25 protein-coding genes and 3 tRNA genes are annotated in these 19,190 nt (G+C 42.3%); 25 read left to right on the forward strand and 3 right to left on the reverse strand.

What is annotated here, in order from left to right:
* The 9 genes from EV211_RS00675 to EV211_RS00715 all read left to right on the forward strand — a co-directional run bounded on the left by EV211_RS00675 (position 1) and on the right by EV211_RS00715 (position 8,900).
* The gene (locus EV211_RS00675) at positions 1-2,385 is read left to right on the forward strand and encodes an endonuclease MutS2 (protein ID WP_133527508.1); all 2,385 of its coding nucleotides are present in this window, start codon (positions 1-3) and stop codon (positions 2,383-2,385) included.
* 9 nt (positions 2,386-2,394) lie between these two features.
* Positions 2,395-4,113: an arginine--tRNA ligase gene (argS, locus tag EV211_RS00680; RefSeq protein WP_133527509.1), complete on the forward strand. Its 1,719-nt coding sequence runs from the start codon at positions 2,395-2,397 to the stop codon at positions 4,111-4,113.
* A 24-nt stretch (positions 4,114-4,137) separates the two neighbouring features.
* Positions 4,138-5,010: a B12-binding domain-containing radical SAM protein gene (locus EV211_RS00685; RefSeq protein ID WP_133527510.1), complete on the forward strand. Its 873-nt coding sequence runs from the start codon at positions 4,138-4,140 to the stop codon at positions 5,008-5,010.
* On the forward strand, positions 5,010-6,521 hold the full coding sequence (locus tag EV211_RS00690; RefSeq protein WP_133527511.1) for a B12-binding domain-containing radical SAM protein: 1,512 nt from the start codon (positions 5,010-5,012) through the stop codon (positions 6,519-6,521). The genes EV211_RS00685 and EV211_RS00690 overlap by 1 nt, the downstream gene beginning before the upstream one ends.
* Positions 6,521-7,543 carry a tetratricopeptide repeat protein gene (locus EV211_RS00695; RefSeq protein ID WP_133527512.1) on the forward strand — a complete coding sequence of 341 codons (1,023 nt, stop codon included), beginning with the start codon at positions 6,521-6,523 and terminating at the stop codon, positions 7,541-7,543. Before EV211_RS00690 ends, EV211_RS00695 begins: the two co-directional genes overlap by 1 nt.
* Positions 7,544-7,556: 13 nt before the next feature.
* Positions 7,557-8,498 (forward strand): AEC family transporter, encoded by a 942-nt coding sequence (locus EV211_RS00700; protein ID WP_133527513.1) that lies wholly within the window; start codon positions 7,557-7,559, stop codon positions 8,496-8,498.
* 107 nt (positions 8,499-8,605) lie between these two features.
* A tRNA-Asn gene (locus EV211_RS00705) sits at positions 8,606-8,680 on the forward strand.
* A gap of 8 nt (positions 8,681-8,688) precedes the next feature.
* Positions 8,689-8,777: transfer RNA gene (locus EV211_RS00710), tRNA-Leu, on the forward strand.
* A gap of 47 nt (positions 8,778-8,824) precedes the next feature.
* Positions 8,825-8,900: transfer RNA gene (locus EV211_RS00715), tRNA-Met, on the forward strand.
* Between the two features lie 91 nt (positions 8,901-8,991).
* Here EV211_RS00715 and EV211_RS00720 read toward each other — a convergent pair.
* The 3 genes from EV211_RS00720 to EV211_RS00730 all read right to left on the reverse strand — a co-directional run bounded on the left by EV211_RS00720 (position 8,992) and on the right by EV211_RS00730 (position 11,935).
* Positions 8,992-10,161 carry a tyrosine-type recombinase/integrase gene (locus EV211_RS00720; RefSeq protein ID WP_133527514.1) on the reverse strand — a complete coding sequence of 390 codons (1,170 nt, stop codon included), beginning with the start codon at positions 10,159-10,161 and terminating at the stop codon, positions 8,992-8,994.
* Positions 10,162-10,176: 15 nt separating this feature from the next.
* A complete protein-coding gene (locus EV211_RS00725) occupies positions 10,177-11,247 on the reverse strand; it encodes a type I restriction endonuclease (protein WP_133527515.1) in 1,071 nt (356 codons plus the stop codon).
* A gap of 271 nt (positions 11,248-11,518) precedes the next feature.
* Positions 11,519-11,935, reverse strand: a complete 417-nt coding sequence (locus tag EV211_RS00730) for a helix-turn-helix transcriptional regulator (RefSeq protein ID WP_133527516.1) — start codon at positions 11,933-11,935, stop codon at positions 11,519-11,521.
* A gap of 131 nt (positions 11,936-12,066) precedes the next feature.
* On the opposite strand from EV211_RS00730, the gene EV211_RS00735 reads away from it, so the two are divergent.
* The 16 genes from EV211_RS00735 (at position 12,067) to EV211_RS00800 (ending at position 19,190) form a co-directional block, all read left to right on the forward strand.
* Entirely contained in the window at positions 12,067-12,276 is a 210-nt protein-coding gene (locus tag EV211_RS00735; protein ID WP_133527517.1) for a helix-turn-helix transcriptional regulator, read from the forward strand.
* Positions 12,277-12,311: 35 nt separating this feature from the next.
* Complete coding sequence (locus EV211_RS10630; protein WP_166635315.1) at positions 12,312-12,470, forward strand: hypothetical protein; 159 nt, start codon at positions 12,312-12,314, stop codon at positions 12,468-12,470.
* Between the two features lie 2 nt (positions 12,471-12,472).
* The gene (locus EV211_RS00740; RefSeq protein WP_133527518.1) at positions 12,473-12,682 is read left to right on the forward strand and encodes a helix-turn-helix domain-containing protein; all 210 of its coding nucleotides are present in this window, start codon (positions 12,473-12,475) and stop codon (positions 12,680-12,682) included.
* A gap of 48 nt (positions 12,683-12,730) precedes the next feature.
* On the forward strand, positions 12,731-12,853 hold the full coding sequence (locus tag EV211_RS10960; protein ID WP_279222015.1) for a hypothetical protein: 123 nt from the start codon (positions 12,731-12,733) through the stop codon (positions 12,851-12,853).
* Between the two features lie 40 nt (positions 12,854-12,893).
* Positions 12,894-13,142: a hypothetical protein gene (locus EV211_RS00745; RefSeq protein ID WP_133527519.1), complete on the forward strand. Its 249-nt coding sequence runs from the start codon at positions 12,894-12,896 to the stop codon at positions 13,140-13,142.
* A 10-nt stretch (positions 13,143-13,152) separates the two neighbouring features.
* Complete coding sequence (locus EV211_RS00750; RefSeq protein WP_133527520.1) at positions 13,153-13,524, forward strand: hypothetical protein; 372 nt, start codon at positions 13,153-13,155, stop codon at positions 13,522-13,524.
* Positions 13,517-13,858 carry a hypothetical protein gene (locus EV211_RS00755; protein WP_133527521.1) on the forward strand — a complete coding sequence of 114 codons (342 nt, stop codon included), beginning with the start codon at positions 13,517-13,519 and terminating at the stop codon, positions 13,856-13,858. Before EV211_RS00750 ends, EV211_RS00755 begins: the two co-directional genes overlap by 8 nt.
* A 10-nt stretch (positions 13,859-13,868) precedes the next feature.
* Complete coding sequence (locus EV211_RS00760) at positions 13,869-14,129, forward strand: hypothetical protein (RefSeq protein ID WP_133527522.1); 261 nt, start codon at positions 13,869-13,871, stop codon at positions 14,127-14,129.
* Between the two features lie 192 nt (positions 14,130-14,321).
* Positions 14,322-14,621, forward strand: a complete 300-nt coding sequence (locus tag EV211_RS00765) for a hypothetical protein (protein WP_133527523.1) — start codon at positions 14,322-14,324, stop codon at positions 14,619-14,621.
* A 9-nt stretch (positions 14,622-14,630) separates the two neighbouring features.
* Complete coding sequence (locus EV211_RS00770; protein ID WP_133527524.1) at positions 14,631-16,532, forward strand: PcfJ domain-containing protein; 1,902 nt, start codon at positions 14,631-14,633, stop codon at positions 16,530-16,532.
* Between the two features lie 16 nt (positions 16,533-16,548).
* A complete protein-coding gene (locus EV211_RS00775; RefSeq protein ID WP_166635316.1) occupies positions 16,549-17,469 on the forward strand; it encodes a DUF3102 domain-containing protein in 921 nt (306 codons plus the stop codon).
* Positions 17,469-17,675 carry a hypothetical protein gene (locus EV211_RS00780; RefSeq protein WP_133527526.1) on the forward strand — a complete coding sequence of 69 codons (207 nt, stop codon included), beginning with the start codon at positions 17,469-17,471 and terminating at the stop codon, positions 17,673-17,675. The genes EV211_RS00775 and EV211_RS00780 overlap by 1 nt, the downstream gene beginning before the upstream one ends.
* Positions 17,650-17,952 (forward strand): hypothetical protein, encoded by a 303-nt coding sequence (locus EV211_RS00785; protein WP_133527527.1) that lies wholly within the window; start codon positions 17,650-17,652, stop codon positions 17,950-17,952. Before EV211_RS00780 ends, EV211_RS00785 begins: the two co-directional genes overlap by 26 nt.
* A 7-nt stretch (positions 17,953-17,959) precedes the next feature.
* Positions 17,960-18,400, forward strand: a complete 441-nt coding sequence (locus EV211_RS00790) for a DUF4406 domain-containing protein (RefSeq protein ID WP_166635317.1) — start codon at positions 17,960-17,962, stop codon at positions 18,398-18,400.
* The gene (locus EV211_RS00795; protein WP_133527529.1) at positions 18,397-18,588 is read left to right on the forward strand and encodes a hypothetical protein; all 192 of its coding nucleotides are present in this window, start codon (positions 18,397-18,399) and stop codon (positions 18,586-18,588) included. The genes EV211_RS00790 and EV211_RS00795 overlap by 4 nt, the downstream gene beginning before the upstream one ends.
* A 224-nt stretch (positions 18,589-18,812) precedes the next feature.
* A complete protein-coding gene (locus tag EV211_RS00800; RefSeq protein ID WP_133527530.1) occupies positions 18,813-19,190 on the forward strand; it encodes a nucleoside triphosphate pyrophosphohydrolase family protein in 378 nt (125 codons plus the stop codon).

The following is a 19,190-nucleotide window of genomic DNA, read 5'->3' on the forward strand; positions in this document are numbered from 1 at the left end:
ATGAACAAAAGGGCTATTGAAGTACTGGAATACAATAAAATAATCGAACTTTTGATGGAACAGGCCGGCTGTGAGATGTCAAGGCAGATCGCAGCTGACCTTAAGCCCGGAACTGATATAAGGGACATTACAGAAGAGCTGAGGTCAACTACAGAAGCGGTTGACCTTATTGTGCATAAGGGAGCGTTGCCTACAGAAGGACTTTATGATATCAGATCAGCCGTAGGTCTGGCCCGAAAGGGCGGGTGTCTGACGCCCAAGCAATTGTTGCAGATACATTTCGATCTGGCAATAGCCGGACGGACGGTCAGCTACCTGAAAAACGATGTGCCTCCTATGCCGTTGCTTATGTCACTTGCGGAACTTATAGTTCCCCATCCGAGGCTGGAAGAAGAAATAGACCGATGCATACTTTCAGAGGATGAGATTGCAGATAATGCATCATCGCAGCTGAGAAGCATCAGGCGAGGCATACTCAGACAGAATGAAACAATCAGGAACAGACTGAGTCAGATGGTAAACAGTTCCAATAACAGGACTTATCTGCAGGATGCCATAGTGACTATGAGAGACGGCAGATACGTGATCCCTGTTAAACAGGAGCATAGGGCACATTTCCCGGGCATAGTACATGACCAGTCCAAGGCGGGAGCCACGCTGTTTATCGAGCCGCAGGTCATTGTGAACATGAACAATGAACTCAGAGAACTGGAGCTTGCAGAACAGGCAGAAATTGCCAAGATACTGCAGGACCTTTCCGATCAGGTCGGAGAGTGCTATCACGATCTGATAAATAATCAGGATATACTCATCAAACTGGATTTCGCTATGGCGAAAGGTAAACTGTCCCAGAAGATGAAAGGCGAGGCGCCGATCATCGATGAGGCTGGAGTCCTGATCATCAGAGAAGGCAGACATCCTTTGCTGAAGGTGAAGAAAGTCGTGCCCATAAACGTTGCCATAGGAAAAGAATACAGGACATTGGTAGTAACAGGGCCGAATACAGGAGGCAAGACCGTAACTCTGAAGACTATAGGACTTTTGTCTATGATGGCTCAGAGCGGCCTGCACATACCGGCCTCATCAGAAAGCAGGATACCCATATACAAGGATATCTTTGCTGACATAGGAGATGAACAGAGCATAGAGCAGAGCCTGTCGACATTTTCTTCACATATGAAAAATATAGTGGAAATAGTTGAGAAAGCTGACGAAGACTCACTGGTGCTATTAGACGAGCTGGGAGCCGGAACAGACCCTACCGAAGGAGCCGCCCTGGCTATATCAATACTGGAGAAACTTTTGTGCAAGCACGTCACCACCGTGGCAACGACCCATTACACCGAAATCAAAAAGTACGCTTTGTCCACCGACGGCGTGGAAAACGCTTCAATGGAATTCGATGTTGAGACCCTGAGCCCAACCTACAGATTGTCTATAGGGTTGCCGGGGAAATCCAACGCCTTCGAAATATCCAGAAAGCTTGGCCTTGAAGATGATATAATCGACAGGGCAGGCCAGTTGATAGAGCGTGGGGATATAGAATTTGAAGATGTCATATCTGCCATTGACGAGGACAAAAAGAAGGCTGAGGCTGAGCGTATGGAGGCTGCAGCATTGAAGCTGGCCATGGAGAAACAGCAGGATGAACTGCAGAGGCAGGCTGAGGACTTTAAGAAACAAAAGGCGAAGCTTATGGCTGATGCCAGGGAAGAGGCCAGAGATATGCTCAGAGATGCCAGAGAAACGGCCGATCAGGTCCAGAAGGAACTGAAAGCCCTTTCGAAAATGGATAGTCTGGGAGCCAGAAACAAGGGATTCGACAGAAGCAGGCGCAGGCTGAAAGAAAGCGAAGGCAAGTATGCGGAGCGAATTATCAAGCAGGTAAATAATAATCCTGTCAGCGCTTCTGAACTGTCAGTCGGAGACCGTGTCAAGGTTCTGTCGCTGGATCAGAATGGAGAGATACTGACATTGCCAGATGATAAAGGAGACCTTACGGTGCAGGTGGGGATCATGAAGGCCAGTGTAAATCTGGATGATCTGGTCCTGATAAACGACGGTAAGGAAGCTGCCAAGGCCAAGCGCAAGGCGAAGACAAGTTATGGCAGTATGATGAAATACAAGACACAATCAGTTTCCGCTTCAGTAAACGTCAGAGGAGATAATCTGGACGACGCGAAAATGGATGTAGGAAAGTATCTGGATGATGCGTATATAGCAGGACTTAAGGAGGTAACCGTAATCCACGGAAGGGGAGAAGGTATACTGAAAGAAGGACTGAGAAAATATTTTAAAACAAATAAGCATGTTGCGTCATTTCGCGCTGGGAATTATAATGAAGGAGGCGATGGCGTGACCATCGTCAAGCTCAAGTCGGAATAGGAGAAAAAGATGAAAAATTATAAGGAAGAAATAGCGAAGGCAATTGCCGGAAATTTGCCGGATATGGAGCTTTCTGAAATTGAGGAAGCCATAGAAATACCACAGGACAGCACCATGGGAGATTATGCGTTCCCATGCTTCAAGCTGGCTAAGATCATGCGTAAGGCACCGCCGCTTATAGCCAAGGGCATAGCGGAAGACATCGCAGGCAACCCTTTGTTCGAAAAGGTAGAACAGGTGAAAGCCTATGTGAATATGTTTATTTCCAAGGAAGAATATACTGAGAGCGTAATGGAAGAAGCCATTGATGAAGATAACTTCGGAAAGACGGATCTTGGACATGACAGGACTGTCATAGTAGAGTATTCATCGCCTAACATAGCCAAGCCATTCCATATTGGACATATCAGAAGTACAGTAATCGGTAATTCCCTTTACAAGATTTACGACGCCCTTGGATTCAAGGTAGTGAGACTTAATCATATAGGAGATTACGGTACACAGTTTGGTAAGATGATCTGCGCTTACAGACATTGGGGAAACAAGGAAGATGTGGTAAGAGAACCTATCACAACGCTTCTGGGATATTATACTAAGTTCCATGTAGAGGTGGAAAGCCATCCGGAGTTGGATGATGAAGCCAGAGAGGCATTCACTAAGCTGGAGCACGGCGAGAAGGAAGAGGTCGAACTCTGGAAGTGGTTCAGAGAAGAATCTTTGAAGGAATTCAAACGCGTGTATGACATGCTGGATATACAGTTCGATGATTTCGATGGGGAGAGTTTCTATTCAGATAAGATGCAGTGCTTCATCGATGAGCTTAAGGACAAGGGCATACTTAAGAAGTCAGAAGGCGCTCAGATCGTAGATCTTTCGGAATTCGATCTGCCGCCGGCATTGATAACCAAATCGGACGGTTCTACGCTTTACTGCACCCGTGACATAGCTACTGCAGTTTACAGGAAAGAACACTACGATTTCTACAAGAATATTTATGTTGTAGCATCTCAGCAGAACCTGTATTTCCAGCAGTGGATGAAGGTAGTACAGCTCCTGGGATATGATTGGGTCAAGGATTGCGTCCATGTCCCATTCGGACTTGTCAGTCTGGAAGAAGGCACCATGTCCACAAGACACGGAAGAGTCGTATTCCTGGAAGATGTACTCAATAAGGCTGTGGAAAAGACCAAGGAAATAATCCAGGAGAAGAATCCTGGTGCTGATCCTGAGACTATCGACGATGTGGCTAAGGAAGTCGGCATCGGAGCAGTGGTATTCCAGGAACTTTCAAATAATAAAATCAAGGATTATGTGTTCAAGTGGGACAAGGTCCTGAACTTTGACGGTGAAACAGGTCCGTACGTTCAGTACACACACGCCCGTTGCGCAAGCGTTATACGTAAGGCTGGCAAGGATGTAGTGGCAAAGGCTGAGAAACTGGATATCGATTACAGTTATTTGAAGAGTGACAGCGCTTTCGAACTGATCAAGCTTCTCCATGCGTTCCCTGGCGTTGTAGTTGAAGCCGGAGAAAAATATGAGCCATCTATCGTGACTCGACACGTGATCGATATAGCTCAGGCATATAACCGCTTCTATCACGACGAGCACATTCTTACAGAAAACGAAGACGAGAAAACAGCTAAAGTGGCTTTGACACTGGCAGCTAAGAACGGTATCAAGAACGGCCTGGCCCTCTTGGGGATCAAGTCACCTGACCGCATGTAATAAAGAGTATAGGAATCAGAGTTTATGAGATACGAAGGAGACATATACAGACCTCCAAGCGAGGCCTACAGCCTGCTATTACAGGTAACTATAGGATGTTCACACAATAAGTGTACATTTTGCAGTATGTTCAAGGACAAGCGCTTCAGAGTCAGGAATGTCTCTGAAGTCATAGAGGACCTTGAAGACGCCAGGCGTAGTTACAGCAGAGTCGAGAGGATATTCCTCTGCGATGGCGATGCTCTGTGCCTGGCCAATAGCAAGTTGGCAGTGATATTAGACAAAATCAGAGAACTATTTCCGGAATGCCTGCGCGTCAACGTCTACGGCAATGCCAAGGACGTTCTCCACAAGACACCGGAAGAATTGAAAGAACTCCACGAGAAAGGTGTTCAGATGATTTACCTTGGGGCTGAATCGGGAGATCCTAAGGTACTTGAAGCTATACATAAAGGTGTAGATCCCGAGGAACTCATAGAGGCTGTGCAGAAAGTTGAAGCCTCCGGCATCCAGACCTCAGTGACATTTATCTCAGGCCTGGCAGGCAAGGCTGGCTGGCGTGACCATGCCATTGAAAGCGGGAAAATGATCAGCCGTATGAATGCGTCATATGTGGCGCTGCTGACACTGATGCTTGACCCGAGGGCGCCTATATACGACCAGATACAAAAAGGCCAGCTGGAGCTTTTGTCCCCGGAGGAAGTAATTGCAGAGACTTACCTTTTGTTAGAAAACGCGAACCCAAGCAAAACCTGCGTCTTCAGGAGTAATCATGCGTCAAACTATCTGTCGCTGAAGGGCAATCTTCCTGAGGATAAGGAAGTTATGCTGGCTAAACTAAAGAGGGCTATGGAAGACAGCGGAATGTTGAAGGATGAAAGGTTCAGGATGCTATAATGAAAATATTGCTGACTACATTGAACAGTAAATATGTCCATTCGAATCTGGCTCTTAAATATCTCTACAGCGTAGTAGCCGAATCCCAGCTTGATGTGGAACTTAAGGAGTTTACCATCAACAACGAGAAGGACTACGTTTATGGTGAGATAATGAGAGGCGGATATGATTTAGTATGCGTTTCATGCTATATATGGAACATAGAGCAGATTAAAGAATTATGCACCGACTTGAAAAAGGCAGATCCCCATATGAAATTCATGTTAGGCGGACCGGAAGTATCCTATGACAGCACTAATTTTATGAAAGAAAATCCCTGGGTCGATTATATAATCAGAGGTGAAGGGGAGTATCCTTTCTTCCAGTTCTGTAAATGTCTGGCTGTGGGAAATACAGATCCTTCACTGGTGAGTAATCTGACTTACAGATTGAAGGGCAATATTGTGGAAAACCCTATTGCGACTCTTCCGGTAATGGATAAACTGCCGTTCCCGTATAATTTTCTGGAAGTCGAGCAGGACAAGGTAATATATTATGAATCATCGAGAGGCTGTCCTTTCAGATGCTCATATTGTTTATCATCACTGGAGGTAACCGTGAGAAGATTGCCTCTCGAACGCGTGAGACGCGACATAGGCTACCTTTTGTACAAGGATGTCAAGCAGGTGAAATTCGTCGACCGTACCTTCAATTACGACCGTCAGAGAGCCAATGACATATGGAAGTACATCATAGACAAAGATAACGGCAAGACCAATTTTCATTTCGAGATCTGCGGAGATATGCTTGACAGCGATGCCTTCCGGATATTGTCGAAAGCACGCAAAGGTTTATTTCAGTTTGAGATCGGCGTCCAGACGGCCAACCCTTATTCACTGCAGGCAGTTGAGAGAGAAACGGATATCAATCCTATTCTTTATAATGTGAGAAAACTTATGGATATGGGGAACATCCATGTCCATGTAGATCTTATAGCCGGATTGCCTTATGAAGATTACAAATCCTTCGGCAGGTCCTTTGACAAAGTTTATGGGGCCGGAGCCGACAATCTTCAGTTAGGATTTTTGAAGCTTCTTAAAGGAACGAGAATCAGGCAGGAGGCCGGGGAGTATCATTATAAATTCAGAAACAAGGCTCCTTACGAGTTGATTTCTAACGATTTCATGTCGTCATTGGATCTGGTCAAACTGAAAATGGTAGAAAACGTACTGGAACTTTATCATAACAGAGGCGGATTCGACAGGGCTACAGAATACATGATAGAACGCATGGAACTTACACCTTTCGGCTTCTATGAGAGGCTGGCAGACTTCTACTATTCCAAGGATTATCAGCACGCATACCACAGCAAAGAGGACCTATACAGGATAATATACAAATTTTCCATGAGACAGGAAGCAAGGTTCAGCGGCATTTCACTGGCAGCCAAAGAACTTCTGGAAAGAGATATGGCGGAGACTATGAACGAGGATTCCGTCAAAAGATTCAATAGAAAAGGTTGGAATATTTAATGAGTGAAAATGAGAGATTAAACGACAGGATCGGAGAGTATCTGATTCCCAGGGTAGATGAGTATGTGTTCGATGAACTGTCGGACAATTACCTGGCGAAAGCAGGTATAACGGACATACTGAAAGACGTGCCTATTCCCATCAAGAAGACGGAAATGACAGGCCTTACGACTTTGACAATAGCGAAAAACATGGCCTGCATAATCGGCTGTGATATCAATTTTAAATATCGTGATAATTATATAGAGTACATCAAGCGCACGTTTTCGGCGGAGTTTGCCAAGCCCCTCATAAGCGAGGGTGTAGACGAGGCTGCCTCGGACAATTATGAAGGGGCCTGCGTTTTGTTCAGGGCGGCCATGCTCATAGATCCTGACGCAAAGAACGCCTATTTCTGTTACGGCCGCGCCTGCAAAGACGCCTATGAAAATGGTGAAGGCGAGGAATACATCGGCAGGTTCAAAGCAGAGTCATTGGAAGCCTTCGAGCAGACTACGCTTAAGGATCCGAGTTTTGACATGGGATTTTACTTCCTCGGTTTTGCATACGTTAATCTGGGGCTGTATATAAAAGCAAAACTGACCTGGGATGACTTCATGAAGCTGTCCAAGGAAGCGGATCTGCGTGACGAGGTAGGGCAGTTCCTGGATAAACTGGTTGAGCCATGCAAGATCGAAGAGGGCTATAACGATGTCCTCAGCGGAAGATTCCAGCAGGGAGTGGACATACTGAGCCCATATGAGTCCGATGATCGTTTCAATACCTGGTGGCCGCTGTGGTACTACTTAGGTTGCGCTTACAAAGGCCTGGAGGATGCTGACGAGGCTGAGAAACACTTCCTGAAAGCCCTGCAGTTCTCACCGAGCAATGTAGACTCTATGAAGGAACTTGTGGAACTATATAAGGCTCTTGGCAATGATGATAAGGCTGAAAAATATAGCAATAAAATTGATCTGGTCATGTCCAATGCCGCCTTAGACAGGGAAGAGAAAAAGGCTGCTGAAATGCCTGGTCTGTCGTGATAAAGGTGGACAGATGTTAATAGTATTTCTGAAAGTTCTCGCCATTTTCTGCATGGTTGTTATAGGTTATGTGGCCAATAAGAAAGACGTACTTCCAATCGAATCCAACAAATATCTGGTAAACCTGCTGCTGGAGATCACTACGCCGTGCATGATTTTCGGCTCTATGGCTTCCAACAGCCTGTCTTCGGAGACCCTGAAGACTACAATTCAGGTGGCCTTGGGAACAGTGGTTTTCTTCCTGGTTTCCTGGGGATTCGCAGTTATTGTAGTTAAGCTGCTGAAGTATCGCCCCAGAATGGATCAGGGGGTTCTAATAGTTATAATGACCGGAGTCAACACAGGTTTCATGGGATTCCCAATAACCAAGGCAATATTTGGCAACGAGTACCTATTCTACATGGTCATAGAAAACTGCCTGCTTACTTTCTATCTGTATTTCCTGGCAGTGATCCAGATGAACTACGGCTACAAGAAAAAAAGCAGCATTAAAGAGATTTTCAGGCCTCTGTGCAATATGTGTATGCTGGCGGCAGTTGTTGGAGCTGTGGTTCTGATTGGTGATATCAGGCTCCCGTCAATAGTTATGGATTTCTTTAATACCATAGGCGACGCGACGGTGCCAATTTCAATGATAGTTGTAGGTGTTCAGCTGGGTAACAGCGATCTGAAGGGCATTCTGTCAAATGGAAAACTCATAATAGCGTCCGTGGTAAATGTGGCGGTCATACCGGCATTGACTCTGCTGGCAGTAAACTGGCTGCCATTGACCAACAAAGCGAAGCTTATATTGGTTTTCGCCGCGGCTTTCCCATGTGCGGTGGCTACAGTGGCTGTAGCCGCAAAGGAAAAGAAGAATGCTGATCTGATGGCTGAAGGCGTGGCCTTTACCACGCTGCTCTCTATGGCAACTTTGCCTGTGGTAGCAGTGGTGCTGATGGGACTATACCTGTAGTTGATAAGCATATCTTGAATATATTAAAGAACTAGCATTTTTACTGTTGACAAACCCCAAGTCGATACTGTATAATAGTTAATGTTGTCAGTCACGACAACAAGTATTCCGAGGTAGCTCAATGGTGGAGCAATCGGCTGTTAACCGATAGGCTGTGGGTTCGAGCCCCACCCTCGGAGCCAATTTTTAAGCCGGCGTGGCGGAATTGGCAGACGCCCGGGACTTAAAATCCCGTGGGTAGTGATACCCGTACCGGTTCGACCCCGGTCGCCGGCACCAATCATTATCTGCGATCGGATTGGTAGTCATGCCAGACAATTCAATATCGCGGGGTAGAGCAGTTGGTAGCTCGTCGGGCTCATAACCCGGAGGTCAGAGGTTCAAGTCCTCTCCCCGCAACCAAGAAATAAGCAATGCCAGTAGTTAGAACGATTCTAGCCACTGGCATTTTTTTAGTTTTTGATGTATGTCGCCACTTTGTCGCCACTAGGTTTTAGATGATAAACTTTTCATCAATGGATTGAGCGGCTTCTTTCATTTCGGAGGTACCAACATATCGATAGAACTGGGCTGTGACATTGATGTCTGAATGGCCCATTAGTTTATAAGCAGTTTCTAGAGGTATTCCCTGTCTGCAGAGCATTGTACAGTAAGTAGCCCTGCATGAGTGGAATTTGCGATATTCGATTCCACAACTTTTCAGATGCCGCATCCATGCCCGGCGCACATTAGATGCATATATGATTTTGCCGGTATCCGATGTAAACAGGTAAGTGGTTCTGTATCCGTTCTGCATCATTTCAGTCTGGTGCCAGTTCCGGTATTCTTCTAATTCTCTAAGCACGCTGGCAGGCAATGGAACTGATCTGTTGCTTGAAGAGGACTTCACCTTTTTTATGGTTGTCTCCAGCTCCCTGCTTCCGTCCTCCAAGATTTTATAATGAGAATTGAGCTGTTTGCTTACCACGACACAATCGTCCCTGAGATCGTCGTATTCTAGCGCTAGGAGTTCCCCTATACGTAGACCCGTAGAAAGCGCCATAAGAAACAGAAAGTGTTTCCTGTTAGGTGCCTCAAGTATTGCCTTTACCTCATTGTCAGAAAAGACTTCAATATTGCTCTCGATTTCTGAAGAGGGGTCAGCTGCTTCAAGTTTAGGAATGACTACATATAGCATAAGGTTCTGGCAGTATCCGGCCGCATAGAGATAAGAAAAAAGCTTCTTCATATATTTAGATAATGCCTTAATAGACGACTTGCTGACATTCAGATCCTTTCCATCACGCTTGCCGATAGACAAATCATTAAAGAATTTCTGCAGCATAGCCACGGTAATATTCTTTATAGGTTTAATAGTCATCTCAGCATCTTTAAGTTTCTCACGGTACTGCTGCTCATATAGTTCAATTGTACTGGGAGCCAGATTGTCAACTCTAAGGACCTGGTATGTGTAATATTCAGCCAGGCGCCCTAGAGTCTCATTGATGTCAGCTTGAGTATTCTCGTGTTCGGCTATATACTTGTCTCTTTTCTTCTCGGCGTCTCTCTTAGAGTCACCATAGAAATTTTTATTAATAGGCGTACCGTTTAGATCACGGCCTATTTGGGCCCTGAGACGGTACATATCTTTACCATGCACAGTGCAATTAGTTTTTCTGGCCATGATCAAACCTCCTTATTATTCCTCAATATACTTTTTGCAAGATTCCTTGATTTCCTTAGCATAATTGTAAATGTCATCTACTGTATCGATGTCATATCTTACAGGGTTTTTATTTGCATCTGATATTAGTATGTGCTTGCTATTGCTCTCTACAATAACTCTGCAAACCCATTTTCGATTATTATCATCTACGAGTATTCCAAAATATGATTCGGTATCCCTGTAAGCCAACCTGCTGGTATCAATTGTTCCATACAATATTGACTTAACAGCCCAAAATGCTTCCAATTCTTCATCGGTGGTATTAATTTTACTTTCCGGCTCTGCATTGTCTGGATCATCCGCAGTTTCCTGAGCAGCATTAGCAACATTTTCTGAATTCAAGGCGCTTGTTATCTTGCTATTCAAGGTATCATTTATAAACTGCTGCAGCGCTTTTTTGATGGTAGGGGTGAAACGCTCAATTACCTTTTGATTTCTAGTACCTTCATAAACATTCCCTAAAACATACTTTATGAATTCAGGGGAAGGAGAATCCAATTCCTTGGCAAACCAATCCTTGATAATTTTATTGTATTTCAATTCTTCAGCCGAATCGACTATCATATCGACATCAAGCGTATCACGAGTAAACTTCTTCAGCTCCTGAATGTCCCTATCTTTCATATCAAGAAGATTTACGACTAAAAATGGTGTTTCATCCATACGATTCTCGTTATCCAAGTCAGTAAAGAATCTATATTCAATACCATTAGTCAGGATCCCAAACTTAGCAGCCAATGTTGTCCCGAAATACCTGAACAGTTGAGAACTATGATTATCTAAATTCTCATTGCATGATTTACACTCGATGAGAATCAAAGGACTTTCGTCAATAACAATAGCATAGTCAACTTTTTCGCCCTTTTTAGTTCCCACGTCAGCGGTGAATTCCGGGATAAACTCTAGAGGATTAAAGATGTCGTAACCAAGCATCTGGAAAAATGGCATTATCATAGATGTTTTAGTCATTTCCTCGTTAGTGATAGCGTCTTTCGTTTTTTTTATTCGCTCGACAAATGCCGGCAAACTTTCTTTGAGTTCCATATAAACCTCCTTAATTAACAGGAAAAACTTTTTATAAACGCAGAATGCGTTATTATCGTTGTCGTATGGCATATAAATATTGTTTAATTAACCTTGGCGCCGGAAAGGACATGCAATGGTTTACACAACTTTTAGATTTATAAGTACAACAGAGTTTATGCCATATTCAAAAAAGATGAACATTTAATTATTTACAATATCAATTATCATGGTGGCTGCGAGATCTATATTATAGCCTGATCACCCAGCGGTTTTAATTTAACGGCGCCTATTACTCGGCCTTAGGAATCTTTATGTTTGCTACTTCTCGCCTTACCTCTGCAAACGGGTCTTCAGTATCAGAATACTTGCCTGAGGATAGTAAATCATCGGTATATTCAATTACTCGTTGCTGGCCTTCGCTATTTAGTTTTCTATAAGAACTCATCAATATTACTTCGTTATGAGGTACTATTGATTGGTTTAATTCATTCTTGCAATCAATTAAATCTGATTTATTCACATTAAAATAATCTGCAAGTTTTTGTATGCTTCCCATTCTTGGTATTGCAATGCCCTTGCTCCATGTATTAAAAGTTTGCGGAGAAACGCCAATCGCCTTAGCTGCCTCTGCTTGGCTTACTTCATGCATGCTTAATAGTTTATTAAGATTATAAGAAAAAATCTTATTTTGTAAATTATCATCCATTTCAATACCTCCTGTTTGCTAATTATATAATTTTAATGGACAAAAAGCAACTCAAAGTAAAATTAATTTTGATTTCAGTATTGACATCAAATTAAATTTGATTTATAATCTTCGAAAAGGGAGGTGCAAAAATGAAAGATATACAAATCACACTGGCAGCGGCAAGAGTAAATGCCGGACTGACTCAAAGTCAAGTAGCAGATAGATTACACGTTGGAAAGCAGACAATCGTAAACTGGGAAAAAGGTAAAACCGAGCCCCAAATCAAACAAGCAAGAGCTTTAAGTGAAATCTACAATATGCCACTTGATTTTATTTTTTTGCCAAGCGAATCCGATTAAATTTGATAAATCTAGGGCCCAATGAAGAGGCCTAGTTGAAGGGGGGTGTAGTAATGAAAATAAACAATAAGGAAATAAAAGCAATCGTTGTCACCGATGATAATGAAGACTTAGTCGCAGAAATAACCGACGTTGAATGTATTGAGTACAAGGGCTACAAAGTGGAATTCTTCTGGGACGAAGATAAGGAGTAATTATGAAAAACAATTTGAAACTAAATGAGAAATTTATAATGACTCCAGAGGAGGCTGCCGAATACACCAACACTGGAACTGATGTTATTCGAAATCTGTGCATAAGTGGACAGATCAAGGCAACCAAATGTGGAATCAACTGGAAGATACCACGTATCAATGTAGAACAGTTCTTCCTGGACAAAGCCGAAACTGGAGATCCAATACGATAGGAGTATCAAATCGATATGATTATAGCATAAATTCATAGGGAGGTAGTAATGAATAAGAAGAAGAGATATGTGTGGCATCCGCCGACATGGATGCAGGCAACAGCTGTAATAATAGCCGTCATAGTCGTAGCTGGATTTATAACTGGCCTTGTCGATCCATATGGACTGTAAGCCTTAAATATTACTATTATGCAAAAAATTAAGGAGAATTATGGACAATAAAACAGCACTAATGATTGATAATAAGCGCATATTTCTGGTCAACCTCCAGAAGGCGCTTATATCTGACAGTCGCAATAACATAGATGCACTCGAATACAATGTCATGCAGGTACCTGGCTACGATTGCATTAGAGAATCAGTAACGATTTGCTTTAGCGACGGGAGCAAAAGAAAGATAGACACGACCGCAAACAGCAATCTGGCCAACATGATAGCAATCGGTCGTGTACTCATGTAGGAGGTCAAAAATGGCAATGATACAGGGTGAGTGTAAGTACTGCGGTCAGCTGCAGAACATAGACGCGGAAACCAAAGAGGAAGCAGACCAGAAGGCCACGGAGATGTGCGAATGTGACCAGGCGGCCAAAGAAAAGCAACATAAAGTAGTGATTCAGAGAATCGACGAAATCTGTCATGCATCCAGTCAAGATACCGGATTTACTCCGATAGACGATGACACATATAAACTAGTATGCATTCTGGCCGACAAGATAATCGATGAGGAACTGGAATTCGTGAAGATAGAACTCTCAGACAGGATCCTCAGCATAAGCAAGACAACTAGGGGCGTAGTCAAGTTCAGGCAGAAGAAAACTGTTGAGGTCGGTATTGATGGCTAGAAGGCTATTATATAACGGCTACAAAGATAAAGCCGATAGGATATGCATCTATACTGGTCAGCCCTATGCAGAGCGCCATGAGGTGTTCCCAGGGGCCAATCGTCAGATTTCCATAAGAGAAGGGTTTCAGATAGACGTATGTCACGACAAACATGCAGAGCTCCAGGCAAACATAACTCCCTGGGCAAAGACCGAAAACCTTAGATGGAAAAGACACTTTGAGAGACAATGGCTCGATACTAAGATGGAAAAGGGCCTTACAGAGGAGCAGGCCGTCAGAGAATGGATGTCTATGATTGGCCGAAACTACCTTGACGAGATAACACCTGAGTGAGGTGAGGAAAATGTATAAATGTCCGAAATGCGGAAACATAAACCCAAGAGAGACAAGACAGTGCCCGTTGATGAATCGCCGGCCTGTATGCATCAGGTGCTGCCATGAGTGCACATTGTATGATCCGGACCCACAATCATCATGGACATGCAGGTTCTATATCAAAAATCACCACATGTATCATGCGCCTGAAAGACCTACAGAAGCACATAGATATGTAAATGAATGCAGGAAGATCATAGAAAGGAAGAAGACAGATGAAACTACTTAAGTATATCAAACAGCGCATAAACTGCATAGGATGCCAGATGAATGTACATTCGAGATGCAGAGGACTATGGCCATGCGGTAATGGTAAGTGTTTAAAGAGATAAAAAAACATCCGGATAAACCGGATGCCGATGTAGAATGTGCGAATTGCCCTTCGCACATTGATTATAGCATAAAGATGGAGGAAAAATCAATGTTAAAAAATGAAGCAATAGAAAAACTGGAGTCTGAAAGAAATACAATAAACAATGCATTTGTAAATATGCTCTTTAGTCAGGTCAAGGACATGGCAAAGAACGATAGCGATTATAAAAAAATCATGCAGGAAGATAAAAAACTGTCTGACCTTAAACAAGAGTTCGATAAATTTGCTAGTGAGCATAAGGATGGAAACTCGGCTGTTATCACACCTGATCAGGCAGAAGACCTGATCAAGAAGTATTATGGTTTTACTGATGAAGACAACGCGCTCGACATGAGCCAGTTTCTGTAGGAGGCTGATATGCTGATTAAAAAAAGGCTTACAGAAATGGTTATAGATCCATCTGAATTTCCATTTAAAAAAGGATTCAAAGTTGCAGGAAAAATTTTTGATGATGAGAAATGCGGTAAGATTTTAGCCATTGATATGTATGAAAAAGAAACATTATTATCAAGGACATTCATAGACCGAGAGAATCGAAATTATATCACGCTTGCTCTTGAAGGAGACGAATATAACTGGTGTACCAGGGATCCATTCGCATTTGGCTCAGAATTCTATTACTCAACCAGATGCAACTATAATTACAATGATAAAACCGATGCAGCAATAAATGAATATCTGAATCTGAAAGATTATAATTCACCTGGGTATTGGTTGCCGGACTATCTCAGCAATATCAGATACGACAGAAAAAATATTTACAGGGAAAATAAATGGAAAAGAACATGCAGACATTATGATTTGATAGGCAACATTCCTAAAGCTGTTACAAAGGCTATAGATGACCTACTTCCCGGAAATGGTATCATCACAGGCAAAACGAAAACTGCAAGAAGCAAAATACTTTGCATGAATTGCAGAGCAAGATTTACAGCCGAAAATGTTAGACACAAACAAACGATAGTATGCCCCAAGTGCGGAAAGTGGATCCTGCTGGCCAGTACCAGATTCGCAACGTGCGATAGCGTAAGCCACAAACAAAGAGTGGTTTACTGCCAGAAATCGGAAGAAGGGCCGCTGATCATTGAAGGTAATGTTAAACGGTCAATAGAGCATACCAGAGGCTGGAGGTACTACTATAAAATTAAGCTGAACTATTTTGAAGTAAGTAGCGATAACAAAACATATAAATACAAATACCTTCCGATGAATATGTCCTGGTGTGATTCCAGATATAGGCCTAATGGCAACATGCTGGTTGTTAAAGACAATATGGAAGAAGTAAAAGAGCTGCAGCCACTCACAGAAATACTGAATCTTATAGATGGCAAAGAAGCCAACTTCTTTGGAATTATAGACTCTGCTCTACCTGACGTAGCGCTTAAACTTTTGAAACATGGCCTGTACAAATTAGCAAGTGAGACATTGTATTTTAATCAATATAATGGAGACACATTTGAAAGAGCATTTGGGATCAGCAATGAATACAAACAATCGTTTCGAAAATGGGATCCATCTTACAGGGAAATACAAATCATGAAGCTTGCTGACTGCTGGGTAAACGATGAAATGTTTGAGAAAATAAGATTCATCTCAGATTCATATGAGCATTTCTACAGCGACAACATGGAAGGATTCAATCAAATGATGAATTATATGTCATTCACCAAGATGATAAATTACCTTGCCAGGCAAATAAAGGAAACAAAAAAAGAAAGCGGCCTGCTGATTGACTATTATCTTGATTACAGGCTGGTAAAAGATAATCCTCCAAAATCCGGCCAAGAAAGAAAGAAATATATTTTACCTGGCAATATAGAGAATGCGCATAACAAAGTTATGGCTGAAGCAAAAATAAGTAAGAACAGGCACCTTGAACGGCTGCTCAATGCAGTATATGAAAGATACCACAAAAAGTTCGAAAAAAGTTATGGAAAATACTTGATCATAATGCCTAGGAGCATAAGAGATTTTGCAAAAGAAGGAACTACGCTGAACCATTGTGTATACAGCAATGGGCATTATACGGAATACCATAGCCGGCGCAAAGAACTGACCATGTTTATAAGGAAATCTGAGGAACCTGACAAACCGTATTTTACATTCACCCTCAATGATGATTGGTCATACAGAGAATGTTACGGAAAAGAGCATGCAGTACCTACTAAAGAAATAAGAAGCCTGATTAAGCGGTTCATCAATGAAACAATCAAAGATGGATATAATATACCAAAAATAAAGGATAAGAATGCAGCATAAAGCAGAAAGGAAAGTTATGGAAGACAATAAAGCGATAGACGTAGAATACACGCCTGTAAAAGAAAGCACTAATGAAGAGCTGGCTGCTCAGGCCAATGCTCTTTACGAGTCCATGAACAAAATCGGATACATGGGCCTGCAAATGGCATCAGAAGCTGGTGCAAAACTAAAGGTAGTCAAGAACAGACTTGAACATGGCCAGTGGGAAGACTGGTGCACCAAGAATCTCACATTTGGACTGAGAAAAGCAAACAGAATGATGAAACTTAGCGAAAAAACTATTGATGAAAACAGTTTCTTTTCAAATCCGTCAACGTTGACGGATATTGGAATTTCAAAGGTATGGATGCTTTTATCTGCTCCTGAAGAAGCAGCAGAAGAAGTGGCCGCAAACCCAAATGCGCCAGATATGACAACAAAGGAATTCAGAGCAGAACTTGATAGAGTAAAAACAGAAAATGAGAGACTGGAAACAGAAAACCTGGAGATAGCCCATCTGAAAGCAGAACTTGATAAACTGAAAAGCAAGCCTGATAAATCCGAAAAACTGAATGAAGAAATACAGAACATGAAGGATGAACTAAAAAAGGCAAAGCAGGACCTTATGGATAAAGACGATTCAGACAAAGAAAAATGGATGGAAGCAGGCAGATCTGAAGCAGAAAAGAATGCTGATGATAGTTCAAAAGAAATGCTTGAATCATTGAAAGAATCGAAACTTGAAATACAGAGATTGCAGAAAGTGATAGACGCATCCGGAAACGAAGAACTTGTAACTCTGAAAATCAAAGCAGCTCAGCTTCAGGAAGACTTTAAAGCATGCATTGATTCCTTGGAACAGATTAAATCTGTAGATCCTGAAACAGGAGCAAAAATGGATAAGTTTATAAAGGCGATACTCGATAGCATGAGCAAGGCCATAAGAAAGGACGAATAATGAAAAGCGTATGGAAAGTATCATCCAACTATGTTGGAGGAACAGTAAACTATGAAGTCATAAGGCTAATGAATAAAGACGCTACTGATCATGGCGGTAACAGAGAAATTCATGGTGTCTATGACAGCTATAAAGAAGCATACAAAACTGCAGAGTTCCTGAACTCCAAGGAGGCCGGCAATGATATACAGAAGCAAGGCCGTTAGCGGCCTGGTATATAAGATACAGAACGAATACCTCACAGTAGATTATGATGGAGAATCCAAAGACCACCCATTGAGCCAGTTTGGAAGTCTGATCATAACCGTATTAGATGAGAAGATGGCCCAGGAGCTTGCCGGTCTGTATGCGGTCTACTGGTACATGATTGCCAAGAAAGAAAGAAAACTAACTCTGGCAGACAAATCAGAGATAGCAAAAATATTAGGAATAACTTATGGAGAACTCGAAACTAAGATACAGCATGGACAGTTGGAGTTGTGAGGTAATTATGGAAATCAAGAACAAAATATATATTAGCGGTCCTATAACAGGCCTTGACTACGAAAAAGCCAAGGCCACCTTTGATGCAGCAGAACGTCGCATAACAAAGAATGGATTCATTGCAGTCAATCCAATGAACCTTTTGCCTAATGGACTGCCGTATAAGTCCTATATGATGACTGACATCATAGCACTGATCCAGTGCGACGCCATATTCATGCTTGAAGGATATGAAAATTCCGAAGGCGCGAAGCTGGAACTGCATATCGCAGAATCGCTGGATATGCATGTGATCTATGAAAGTGAATTGAAGGATCTGACATTCGTCACCATGAAAGGCAAAATTAGTAAAGGGGAAATTGAGGACTTTGAAGATAAAACAGTAATCGAGGTTGAAAACGCATTTGTGGCTGTACCTAACGGCAATCAGAAGGATGGTGCGGAATGAAAGCATACCAATGTAGTAGGTGCAGGCAACTGGAAGCAGATGATTTCGAGGATAAATGCTTTTGCAGTGCAGGCATAGACATGAGACCTCAGTACAGGTACAAAGGGCTTGCAGATGAATGCAAGGCAGAATTTCAGCCATTGGATGAAGGTAAGATATGGCATGAAAAGTTTAGGTGGGAAAAATGAAGGAACATTTTATAAACACTGATTATGGTTGGATTTATTATGATTCGGATTCCGGGCTGCTATATGGCCTATATATTCACAAAGAATATCGCAGAAAAGGGCATGACATATTATGAGCTGTATCCCGTAATGAAGATACCTCTCGGCTTTGGCATGTTAGCGATGGCTATCAGAGATTTAGCAGAAACACTGAAAAGAGTATTACGAAGAATAGGAGAATAAAAATGTTAACTACTAAAGAATATCAGGAACAGGCAATGAGAACAAATGACGGTGAAGTAAGAAGTCGTCTTATGATAAAGCTCAACGGCAACATGACCAATAACATATCAGAAGTAATAATGGGATGTCTCGGATTGTCAGGCGAAGTCGGAGAACTAAATGATCTGGTTAAGAAGTATATATTTCATGAGTCCCACATGGACGATATTAAATTCCGAAAGGAACTAGGTGACATATGCTGGTATATAGCATTGATATGTCATGCATGTAATTATGACTTAGGAGAAATAATGGAAATGAATATTGAAAAGCTTAAGAATAGATACCCTGAAGGATTTGATGTCGAAAAGGCAAATAACAGAGCAGAAGGAGATATTTAA

The sequence above is a fragment of the Aminicella lysinilytica genome (assembly GCF_004362975.1).
Classification (GTDB): Bacteria; Bacillota; Clostridia; order Peptostreptococcales; family Anaerovoracaceae; genus Aminicella; species Aminicella lysinilytica.